This window comes from Halorubrum distributum JCM 10118 (assembly GCF_000337335.1).
Classification (GTDB): Archaea; Halobacteriota; Halobacteria; order Halobacteriales; family Haloferacaceae; genus Halorubrum; species Halorubrum distributum.
Window position 1 is genome coordinate 51,499 of sequence record NZ_AOJN01000064.1, and the last position, 9,867, is coordinate 61,365.

A 9,867-nucleotide genomic window follows, 5' to 3' on the forward strand; every position below is an offset into this window, starting at 1 on the left:
ACAGCCCCGCGACACAAAATTGTGCTGGGGTTCCGCGCGCACCTTCCCCTCGGAGTCGAGCGGTTTTCGCTCCGGAATCGAGCGGTTTCCGCTCGCCCGGCGGCGGACCGTCTCACGACCGTGCGCCGCGTTGACAGGCGTGCGGGCGAGGCAACGCCTGCCATCGCCGAAGGCTTATACCCGATCGTCCGACTCCGTTCGAGTATGCAGACGGGCACGACTCCCCCCCGGCGCACCGCGACGGAGCCACCGAGCGACCGCTCCACGCCGGGCACAGGAACGTGTCTGCGAACGCGCGCCCCCGGACTGGTCCGCCGCAGCGAGGCGCCGGAGGTGGCGGCGTGAGCGACCGTCGCGACGGGGCGCCCGAGGCCGCGCTCGACGCCGAGGACGCGGCCGATTCGGCCGCCGCCGGGAGCGCAGACGCGGCCTCCCCGGACGGCGGTCACGCGGCCGCGGCCCCCTCGACGCACACGGTGCGGCTGGAGCTGGTCGACGAGCCGGGCCAGCTGCTCGCCGCGCTCCACCCGATCGCGGACAACGGCGGGAACCTCCTGTCGATCTACCACGAGCGCGGGAACAAGACGCCCCGCGGGCGGATCCCGGTCGAGGTCGACTTCGAGGCGACGCCCGAGCGGTTCGAGGAGATCGTCGACGCGCTCCGCAGCGAGGGCGTGAACGTGATGCAGGCGGGCACGGAGCGGTACGCGGAGGAGGTGACGCTGCTCCTGTTCGGCCACCTCATCGACACCGACCTCTCCGACACGCTCTCGCGGATCGAGGCCTGCGAGTCGGCGTCGGTCGCCGACGTGTCGCTCGCGGCCCCGCAGGGCACCGAGGAGGTGTCGAGCGCGCGGCTCCGGCTCGAAGCGCGCGCCGGCGAGACGGACGCGGCGCTCGCGGCGGTCCGCGAGCTCGCCGACGAGAAGGAGCTCCGCGTCGTGGAGCCGCTCACGGGGGTGGACGCGTGAGGCTCGCCGTGATCGGCGCGGGCGCGGTCGGGCGCTCCGTCGTCGAGCTGGCGGGCGAGTACGGCCACGAGGTCGTTGCGGTCGCGGACTCCTCGTCGGCGACCGTCGCGGACGGGACGGACGGCCGGGCCGGCGGGATCGGCGTCGACCCCGACGCGGTCGTCGCGCGGAAGGCGGAGCGGGGGATCGTCGGCGACGCGGACCCGGACGACGCCCTCGCGGCGGACTACGACGTCCTCGTCGAGGCGACGCCGACCACGCTCGGCGACGCCGAGCCCGGCTTCTCGCACGTGACGGCAGCCTTGGAGCGCGACCGCCACGCCGTCCTCGCGAACAAGGGCCCGGTCGCGGAGCGGTTCGGCGACCTGCGGGCGGCCGTCGACGACAGCGACGGCGAGATCCGGTTCGAGGCGACGGTCGGCGGCGCGATCCCCGCGGTGTCGACCGTCGAAGACATCGAACCCGGCCACGTCACCGCGGTCCGGGGCGTGCTCAACGGGACGGCGAACTTCATCCTGACGCGGATGGCCGCCGAGGGGCTCGACTACGACCACGTGCTCGCGGAGGCGCAGGACCTCGGCGTCGCGGAGGCGGACCCCTCCTTCGACGTGGACGGGACCGACGCGGCGCTGAAATGCGTCATCCTCGCGAACGTGCTATCCTTCGGCGCGGTCGACGACCCCGACGCCGCCCGCGAGTTCACGCTCGCCGACGCCGACGTCTCGGGGATCCGCGACGTGCCCGGGTCCGCGCTCCGCCTCGCGGCCGAGGACGGCCGGACGGTCCGGCTGATCGGCGAGGCGACCGGCGAGACGGTCCGCGTCGCGCCGCGGCTCGTCCCCGAGAACGGAACGCTCGCGGTCTCCGGCACCCAGAACATCGTCCAGATCGAGACGACCCACGCCGGCCGGCTCAACATCTCCGGCCGCGGCGCGGGCGGCCCGGAGACCGCGAGCGCGGTCCTCGGCGACGTGGGGCGGCTGGAGTAGGCCGGGTCGGCCGGCTGGAGTGAGCCGGGTCGACCGGCTGGAGTGGGCCGGGTCGACCGGCTGGAGTGGGCCGGGTCGACCGGCTGGAGTGGGCCGGGTCGACCGCCGAGTCCGTCGCGGCGGACCGGGGCGTGTGTCGCTCTGTCGTGTCCCGCGTTGTCGAGAATCGCCGGACGGCGTCGCGATACTCTGTGGGCCGTATCGAAACCGTTTTAGTGGAATCAACCGAAACTTACTCACAGAGCGCCTTAGCGCGTGATTACCCCATGAGTGACAAACCGCACCAGAACTTGGCCATTATCGGCCACGTCGACCACGGCAAGAGTACGCTCGTGGGTCGCCTCCTCTTCGAGACGGGGAGCGTCCCCGAGCACGTAATCGAGCAGCACCGCGAGGAAGCCGAAGAGAAGGGCAAGGGCGGCTTCGAGTTCGCCTACGTGATGGACAACCTCGCCGAGGAGCGCGAGCGCGGCGTCACGATCGACATCGCCCACCAGGAGTTCGACACCGACGAGTACTACTTCACCATCGTCGACTGTCCGGGCCACCGTGACTTCGTGAAGAACATGATCACGGGCGCCTCGCAGGCCGACAACGCGGTGCTCGTCGTCGCGGCCGACGACGGCGTCGCGCCCCAGACACGCGAGCACGTGTTCCTGGCCCGCACGCTCGGGATCAACGAGCTCATCATCGGCGTCAACAAGATGGACCTCGTCGACTACAGCGAGGACTCCTACAAGGAGGTCATCGGCGAGGTCGAGGACCTGCTCAACCAGGTCCGCTTCGCGACCGACGACACCACGTTCGTGCCGATCTCGGCGTTCGAGGGCGACAACGTCGCCGAGGCGTCCGAGAACACCGACTGGTACGACGGCCCCACTCTGCTGGAGTCGCTCAACGACCTTCCGGAGGCCGAGCCGCCGACGGACGCGCCGCTCCGCCTGCCGATCCAGGACGTGTACACCATCTCCGGCATCGGGACCGTCCCCGTGGGACGCGTCGAGACCGGGATCCTCAACACCGGCGACAACGTCTCCTTCCAGCCGTCCGACGTGGGCGGCGAGGTGAAGACGGTCGAGATGCACCACGAAGAGGTGCCCAAGGCCGAGCCCGGTGACAACGTCGGGTTCAACGTCCGCGGCATCGGCAAGGACGACATCCGCCGCGGCGACGTCTGTGGCCCGGCCGACGACCCGCCGAGCGTCGCCGAGACGTTCAAGGCGCAGGTCGTCGTCATGCAGCACCCGTCGGTGATCACGGCCGGCTACACCCCGGTCTTCCACGCCCACACGGCGCAGGTCGCCTGTACGATCGAGTCCATCGATCAGAAGATCGACCCCTCGTCCGGTGAGGTCGCCGAGGAGAACCCGGACTTCATCAAGTCCGGCGACGCCGCGGTCGTCACCGTGCGCCCCCAGAAACCGCTCAGCATCGAGCCGTCCGGCGAGATTCCGGAGCTCGGCAGCTTCGCCATCCGCGACATGGGTCAGACCATCGCGGCCGGCAAGGTGCTCGAAGTCAACGAGCGATAATCGATGCAGCAGGCACGCGTCCGCCTCGCCGGCACGAGCCCCGAGGACCTCGACGACATCTGCGACGACGTCCGCGAGATCGCGGACTCGACGGGGGTCGCCCTGTCGGGCCCGATCCCGCTGCCGACGAAGACGCTCGAGATCCCGTCGCGCAAGTCCCCGGACGGTGAGGGGACGGCGACGTGGGAGCACTGGGAGATGCGCGTCCACAAGCGTCTGATCGACATCGACGCCGACGAACGCGCGCTCCGCCAGCTCATGCGCGTCCAAGTGCCGAACGACGTCAGCATCGAGATCGTTCTCGAAGACTGAGCGCTAGGGCGTTTCTCTTTCACCCCTTTCGTTTTTCACACCGTCCAGCCTCGGCGCCGTCGCGCGTTCGGTCCGCGCCGCTGTCGGTCAGCGCGCGTCGAGCAGCCCGGCGCGCCCCGCGACGAGCCCGCAGAACGCCCCGGTCGTGTGCGCGATGAGCGCGACGCCGGGCGCCGCCGTCGTCGCGGTGAGGACGACGGCGACGAGGCCGAACAAGAGGAGTTGGACCCGCGGCGAGAGGCGCAGCCGGTCGAACAGCGTCGCGCTCACGACGTTGCCGGCGAGCAGGTAGCCGCCGAGCGCGAAGACGGCGCCGCTGATCCCCAACACGGCGGACGGGGGGCCGAGCAGGCTCCCGACGGTCACCTGCGCGACGCCCGCGAGCGCGCCGGTGACGACCACGAACGCGTGGAAGCGGGCGCGGGTCGTTCGGCGCTCGACGAGGGGCCCGACGAGCAGCAGTCCGAGGGCGTTCGCCAGCAGGTGGCCGACGGAGCCGTGCGCGTACACGCTGGTGACGAGCGTCCACGGGGCGACGGAGACGGGGGTCGACAGCGCGAGGAGCCCGAAGAGGCCGACGACGCTGAGGAGGGCCTGCGCGGCGCCGACGAGGAGGACGATCCCGAGCGTTTCGAGGGTGGCGCGCATCGGGCGAGGGTTGGGGCCGCGCGGTGAAAAGAGTGGGTGAGGCCGTCGTTGCGAGTCGACCGGAGCGAGCCCGGACGCGACTCAGATCACGTCGTCTGGGTCGTGCGCGTTCGCCATCCGCGTCGCCTCGGCGGCGTACCGCTCTCGGCCGTCGGGGTCGTCGACGGTCCCGACGTTCGACGGCGGCGCGTCGACGGCGGCGGTCGTGTCGCGCACGTCCGTGAAGGAGGTGAGCGCGCGCTCCTTGCGGAAGTAGCGCTCGCCGTCCGGCGTCGCGTACGTGAGGATCACCATGTTCTGCTCGTCGTCGGAGTAGGTGCGCTCGACGAGCCACATCCGGATCTCGTCTCCCGCGGAGCCGGCGGCCGCTTCGTTCGCGTTCATGTGCGGTATTTCGATTTCCACGAACAAACGTGTTGCGTCGGCCCAGAGCCGGCTCGCGTCGCCGCTCGCCTCCGCGAACCGCCAGCGTTTTATTCTTTAGGGCGACCTAAACGAATAGATGAATCCGCGCGTCGCCGCCGCTCGGCTCCGCAAACGGCTCCGTCGGCTCCGCGACCGGCTCCCGCAGGGAACCCTCGCGGTCGCGGGGACGGTCGTCGTTCTCGCGGTCGGCGGCGCGGTGCTGACCCGGACCCTTGACGTCGGGACCGTCGTCGACGCGGCCGCGACCGCGGACCCGGCGCTGCTCGCCGCGGCGCTCGCCGCCTACCTCGCCTCGTGGCCGGTCCGCGGGCGGCGGTACGGCGACGTGCTCGCCCCGATGGGACACCGGTGTCGCACGGCGTTCCTCACGGCGACGGTGTTCGCGAGCCAGACCGCGAACCTGATCGTTCCGGCACGTGCCGGCGACGGGGTGCGCGCGTACCTCCTGAACGACCGGCGCGACGTGCCGTACCCGACCGGCGTCGCGTCGCTGGCGGTCGAGCGCGCCTTCGACCTGGTCGCGCTCGGCGTCCTCGGCGGCGCCGCGCTCGCGGCCCTGCTCGTCGACGGACGGGCCGCGGCGCCGGACGGGTCGGGGCGAGCGGTCGCGGCCGCCGGGGGAATTGCGGTCGCGGCCGCGCTCGGCTCGGCGGTCACCGTCGCGGTCGCCCGGAGCGACCGCCGGTTCGGCCCGGCGCTCCGCGAGCGCGCCGACGGCTCCCGGCTCGCACCGGTCGCCGACGCAGCGGTCCGGTTCGGTGCCGCGGTGCGGGTCGTGGCGGCGGACGGGGCCGCGCTCGTCCGCGTGTTCCTCGCCAGCGCCGTCGTCTGGGGACTGGATGTGGCCACCGCGGTCCTCGTGCTCGCGGCGCTCGTCGGCGGCTTCGGCGGCGGCGTCGCCCCGGCCGCGCTGCTCGTCGTCGGGACCCTCGCGGTCTCGGCCGGGAACCTCGCGAAGGTGTTGCCGCTCTCGCAGGGGGGGATCGGGCTGTACGAGGCCGCGTTCACCGGGATCGTCGTCGCGACGACGCCGATCGCACCCGAGGTCGCGCTCGCCGCGGCGGTCCTCGACCACGCGCTGAAGAACGGCGTCACCCTCGCCGGCGGCGCGGCCGCGGCGGCCGCGTTCGACCTCTCCGTGACGGGGGCTCCGGACGAATCCGAGCGGGAGCCGGACGCGGGCGCGACGCGGCCGACGACGGACCGCTAAGCTTTTAGGCTGGCCTAAAGATTATCGTGTATGCCGACCACAGCCCAGAGTCCCGACGACTCGGACATCTGCGTGATCGTCCCGACGATCCGGGAGTACGAGTGCGTCCGCGCGTACGTCGCGAACGCCCGCGAACACGGCTTCGACGTCTCGCGGCTCCACTTCGTCCTCGTCACCGAGGACTTCTGTGAGGTCTCGGAGATGCGCGACATGCTCGACGACCTCGGTGTCTCCGGCGAGGTGTTCGACGGTAGCCGCCGCGAGGAGTGGTACGAGGCCAACGGGGTCGCGGAGTACGGCCACGTCGTCCCGGCCGCGAGCCACGCCGAGACCAGCTTCGGTCTGCTGTACATGTGGGCCGACGAGTCGTACGACTACGGCGTGTTCATCGACGACGACACGCTCCCGCACGACGACGTCGACTACTTCGGTCGACACATGGAGAACCTCGCGTTCGGCGGGGAGGTCGAGCGCGTCAGCTCCGACGAGGACTGGGTGAACGTCCTCTACGACAACGCCGACGAGCACGGGCTCTACCCCCGCGGCTACCCGTACTCGGCGATGGACGAGACGGTCGAGACGGACACCGTCGACGTCGACGGCGGCGAGATCGTCGCCTCGCAGGGCCTGTGGACGAACGTCCCCGACCTCGACGCGGTCCGGATCCTGATGGACGGCGACCTGGAGGGCCAGGCCCAGACCCGGACGACCGCCGACGACTTCGGCGACGACTTCATCGCCGCGCGCGGCAACTACCTCACCGTCTGCTCGATGAACCTCGCGTTCCGCCGCGAGGTGATCCCGGCGTTCTACCAGCTGCCGATGGACGACAACGAGTGGGACGTGGGGCGGTTCGACGACATCTGGTCGGGCCTCTTCTTGAAGCGCGCCTGCGACGTGCTCGGCAAGCGCATCTACAACGGCGACCCGCTCTGCGAGCACAACAAGGCCCCGCGCTCGACGTTCGACGACCTCGCGAACGAGGTCGCCGGGCTGGAGCTGAACGAGCACGTCTGGGAGGTCGTCGACGGGGCCGGCGAGGAGGCCGACTCGTACGCGGCCGTCTTCGACGCGATGGCCGACGCGCTCGCCGAGGGCGACTTCGACGAGTGGAACAACGGCGCGTTCCTCAACCACTGCGGCGAGTACATGCGCGACTGGCTCGACTGCCTCGACGCGATCCGGCGGACGCCGGCGGTCGCGGACGACTGAACCGACACGACTAAACCTATTTAGGCAAGCCTAAAACACATGACGAACCACGAATCCGACGGACGAGACGGACGCGACGTTCGACGACGGAAGTTCCTCGCGGCCGCCGGCGCGGTCGGCGCGGCGGGGATCGCCGGCTGTAACGGGACCGGCGACGACGGGGGCGAGGACGGCGGCGACGGAAGCGGCGACGTCAGCGACGGGGCCGTCGGCCAGATCGGCTCCGGCCGCGCGGGCCGCGACGCCCCCGGCGGCACGTCGATGGCCGAGATGCCGGCGCTCGAAGGCGAGCTCACCGTCTACTCCGGCCGCGGCGAGTTCCTCGTCGGCGAGCTCGTCGGCTACATCGACGACCTGTACGACGACTTCGACCTGACCGTCCGGTACAACAACTCGACCGACCACGTGAACGCGATCATCAACGAGGGCGAGGGCTCGCCAGCGGACGTGTTCTACTCGGTCAACGCGGGGTCGCTCGGCGCGCTCGCCGACGCGGGCCGCACGCAGGCGCTCCCCGACGACGTGGCCGGGAAGGTCCGCGAGGAGTTCCGTACCGAGCAGTGGGTCGGCACCTCCGGGCGCGCCCGGACGATCCCGTACAACACCGAGGCGTTCTCCGAGGAGGATATCCCGGACGACATCATGGCGTTCCCCGAGGAGTTCGAGGGCGACCTCGGGTGGGCGCCGTCGTACGGCTCCGCGCAGGCGTTCATCACCGCGATGCGGATCCTCGAGGGCGAGGACGCGACCCGCGACTGGCTCGAAGCGATGGTCGAGCGCGGCGCCGCGACGTACCCCGACGAGTTCCGCACGTGTCAGGAGATCGCCGACGGCGAGATCGACGCCGCGTTCACGAACCACTACTACATCCAGCGCGTGCTCGACGGCAACCCGGAGGCCCCGATCGCCACCGCGTTCACCGAGGGCGACGCCGGCGCGGTGTTCAACGTCGCGGGCGCCGCGGTCATCGACACGGCGTCGGACGCCGACCTGGCGTCGAACTTCGTCCGGCACCTGCTGTCGGCGGAGGCGCAGGACTACTTCGCGCGCTCCACCTTCGAGTACCCGCTGATCCCGGACGTCGAGCCGATCGGCGACCTCCCGACGATCGACGAGCTGGACGTCCCGGACATCGACCTCTCGCAGCTGTCCAACCTCGAACCGACGATCGACCTGATGCGCGACGCCGGCGTCCAGATCTGAGGCCGCCTCCCGCTCCACGCCACCCCATATCACCACCGCCTCTCGTCCGTGTCACTGCTTCCACCGTCCGCGCGTCCCCGCCGACTCGCCGCCCGGCTCCGACAGCGGCTCGCCCGCGCCGACCGGGTGAGCCTCGCCGCGGCGCTGGTCGCCGTCGCCGCCGGCCTGCTGACGTTCGCGATCGCCGCCACCGTCTTCTCGCACCACTCCGCGAACCACGACGAGGGGGTCTACCTCACGCAGGCCGCGCTCCTCCTCGAAGGCCAGCTGGCGTTCCACGCCGGGCCGCTCGCGGATGCGTTCCACCCGTGGTTCTTCATCGAGGACGGCGGGCGGCTCTACCCGAAGTACAACCCCGTCCCGGCGGCGATGTTCGCGGTCACGATGGGCCTGTTCGGCGAACCCCGCGTCACGCTGGCGGTCGTCGCCGCCGGCAACGCCGCCCTCGTGTACCTGCTCGGGTCGATGGCGGTCGGCCGCCGAGCGGGGCTCGCCGCGGCCGTCTGCTTCGCCGCGTCGCCGATGGCGGTCGCGACCTCGTCGGCGTTCCTCCCGTACGCGCCGACGACGTTCCTCAACCTGATCTTCGCCGTCGCGTACCTCCGGAGCGTCCGGGACCGGTCGCTCCGGGCGGCCGGCGTCGCGGGCGTCGCGATCGGGCTCGCGTTCTTCGCGCGGCCGTACACCGCGGTGCTGTTCGCCGCCCCGTTCATCGGCCACGCGCTGTGGCGGGTGTGGTCGGCGGTCCGCCGCTTCGGCGTCGAGTCCGGGACGTCGACGCCGCGTGCGTTCGCGGCCCTCGGTCGCCGCGCGCTTGGAGTCGGCCGGTCCGGTGAGCTTCCCGGGCCGATCCGCCGCCACGGGCTCACGGCGCTGTTCGGCACCCTGTTCGTCGGCGTCACGCTCGCGTACAACGTCCGGATGACCGGATCGCCGCTCGTGTTCCCCTACCAGGTGTTCGCGCCGATGGACGGCCCCGGCTTCGGCGAGCGGCGCATCCTCGGCCACACGGTCGACTACACGCTCGGGCTGGCGCTGGAGTCGAACCGGTACGCGCTGCAGGAGATCGCGACCCGGTGGTTCGCGGCCGGGCCGCTCGGGACGGCCGCGGCGCTCGTCGGCGGCGTGGTCGCGGCCTACGGGTGGCGCGCGAGCGGCGACCCGCGCGGCCTCCTCGATGACGGCGAGACCGGGCCCTCGCCCGACCCCGCCGGTTCGCCCGCGTTCCGGCGGACGGCGACGCTGCTCCTCGTCGGCGTCGCGGTCTCGGTCGCCGTCGGGAACCTCTACTTCTGGGGGACCCACAACGCGCTCGCCGACCTCTCGGACCCGACCGACGGGCTCGCGTCTGTCTCTTATACACA

10 protein-coding genes are annotated in these 9,867 nt (G+C 71.6%); 8 read left to right on the top strand and 2 right to left on the bottom strand.

All coding sequences use genetic code 11. The features are described 5' to 3' along the window. Positions 1 to 341: 341 nt before the first annotated feature. The 4 genes from C466_RS14755 (at position 342) to rpsJ (ending at position 3,804) form a co-directional block, all read left to right on the top strand. The gene (locus C466_RS14755; RefSeq protein ID WP_004598662.1) at positions 342 to 971 is read left to right on the top strand and encodes an amino acid-binding ACT domain protein; all 630 of its coding nucleotides are present in this window, start codon (positions 342 to 344) and stop codon (positions 969 to 971) included. Next, entirely contained in the window at positions 968 to 1,960 is a 993-nt protein-coding gene (locus C466_RS14760) for a homoserine dehydrogenase (protein ID WP_004598663.1), read from the top strand. The genes C466_RS14755 and C466_RS14760 overlap by 4 nt, the downstream gene beginning before the upstream one ends. Positions 1,961 to 2,226: 266 nt before the next feature. Further along, entirely contained in the window at positions 2,227 to 3,492 is a 1,266-nt protein-coding gene (tuf, locus tag C466_RS14765; protein ID WP_004598664.1) for a translation elongation factor EF-1 subunit alpha, read from the top strand. Between the two features lie 3 nt (positions 3,493 to 3,495). After that, positions 3,496 to 3,804: a 30S ribosomal protein S10 gene (gene rpsJ / locus C466_RS14770; protein WP_004048854.1), complete on the top strand. Its 309-nt coding sequence runs from the start codon at positions 3,496 to 3,498 to the stop codon at positions 3,802 to 3,804. Between the two features lie 87 nt (positions 3,805 to 3,891). Here the strand turns inward: rpsJ and C466_RS14775 are convergent, their stop codons facing one another. Continuing rightward, positions 3,892 to 4,452: a rhomboid family intramembrane serine protease gene (locus C466_RS14775; protein WP_004598665.1), complete on the bottom strand. Its 561-nt coding sequence runs from the start codon at positions 4,450 to 4,452 to the stop codon at positions 3,892 to 3,894. 81 nt (positions 4,453 to 4,533) lie between these two features. Next, positions 4,534 to 4,836: a hypothetical protein gene (locus tag C466_RS14780; protein ID WP_004598666.1), complete on the bottom strand. Its 303-nt coding sequence runs from the start codon at positions 4,834 to 4,836 to the stop codon at positions 4,534 to 4,536. A 118-nt stretch (positions 4,837 to 4,954) separates the two neighbouring features. Between C466_RS14780 and C466_RS14785 the strand changes: the two genes are divergently transcribed. From C466_RS14785 to C466_RS14800, 4 genes are all read left to right on the top strand, one after another. Further along, complete coding sequence (locus C466_RS14785) at positions 4,955 to 6,088, top strand: lysylphosphatidylglycerol synthase transmembrane domain-containing protein (RefSeq protein WP_004598667.1); 1,134 nt, start codon at positions 4,955 to 4,957, stop codon at positions 6,086 to 6,088. A gap of 30 nt (positions 6,089 to 6,118) precedes the next feature. Then, positions 6,119 to 7,300, top strand: a complete 1,182-nt coding sequence (locus C466_RS14790) for a hypothetical protein (RefSeq protein WP_004598668.1) — start codon at positions 6,119 to 6,121, stop codon at positions 7,298 to 7,300. A gap of 39 nt (positions 7,301 to 7,339) precedes the next feature. After that, the gene (locus tag C466_RS14795; RefSeq protein ID WP_004598669.1) at positions 7,340 to 8,503 is read left to right on the top strand and encodes an extracellular solute-binding protein; all 1,164 of its coding nucleotides are present in this window, start codon (positions 7,340 to 7,342) and stop codon (positions 8,501 to 8,503) included. 48 nt (positions 8,504 to 8,551) lie between these two features. Beyond that, positions 8,552 to 9,867: ArnT family glycosyltransferase (locus C466_RS14800; protein ID WP_167320823.1), on the top strand; the 1,316-nt coding region annotated here is incomplete at its 3' end.

Excerpts from the sequence above, each read along its gene's own strand:
- tuf (WP_004598664.1), top strand. The coding sequence starts at position 2,227 with ATGAGTGACAAACCGCACCAGAACTTGGCCATTATCGGCCACGTCGAC.
- rpsJ (WP_004048854.1), top strand. The coding sequence starts at position 3,496 with ATGCAGCAGGCACGCGTCCGCCTCGCCGGCACGAGCCCCGAGGACCTC.
- C466_RS14775 (WP_004598665.1), bottom strand. The coding sequence starts at position 4,452 with ATGCGCGCCACCCTCGAAACGCTCGGGATCGTCCTCCTCGTCGGCGCC.
- C466_RS14780 (WP_004598666.1), bottom strand. The coding sequence starts at position 4,836 with ATGAACGCGAACGAAGCGGCCGCCGGCTCCGCGGGAGACGAGATCCGG.
- C466_RS14785 (WP_004598667.1), top strand. The coding sequence starts at position 4,955 with ATGAATCCGCGCGTCGCCGCCGCTCGGCTCCGCAAACGGCTCCGTCGG.
- C466_RS14790 (WP_004598668.1), top strand. The coding sequence starts at position 6,119 with ATGCCGACCACAGCCCAGAGTCCCGACGACTCGGACATCTGCGTGATC.
- C466_RS14795 (WP_004598669.1), top strand. The coding sequence starts at position 7,340 with ATGACGAACCACGAATCCGACGGACGAGACGGACGCGACGTTCGACGA.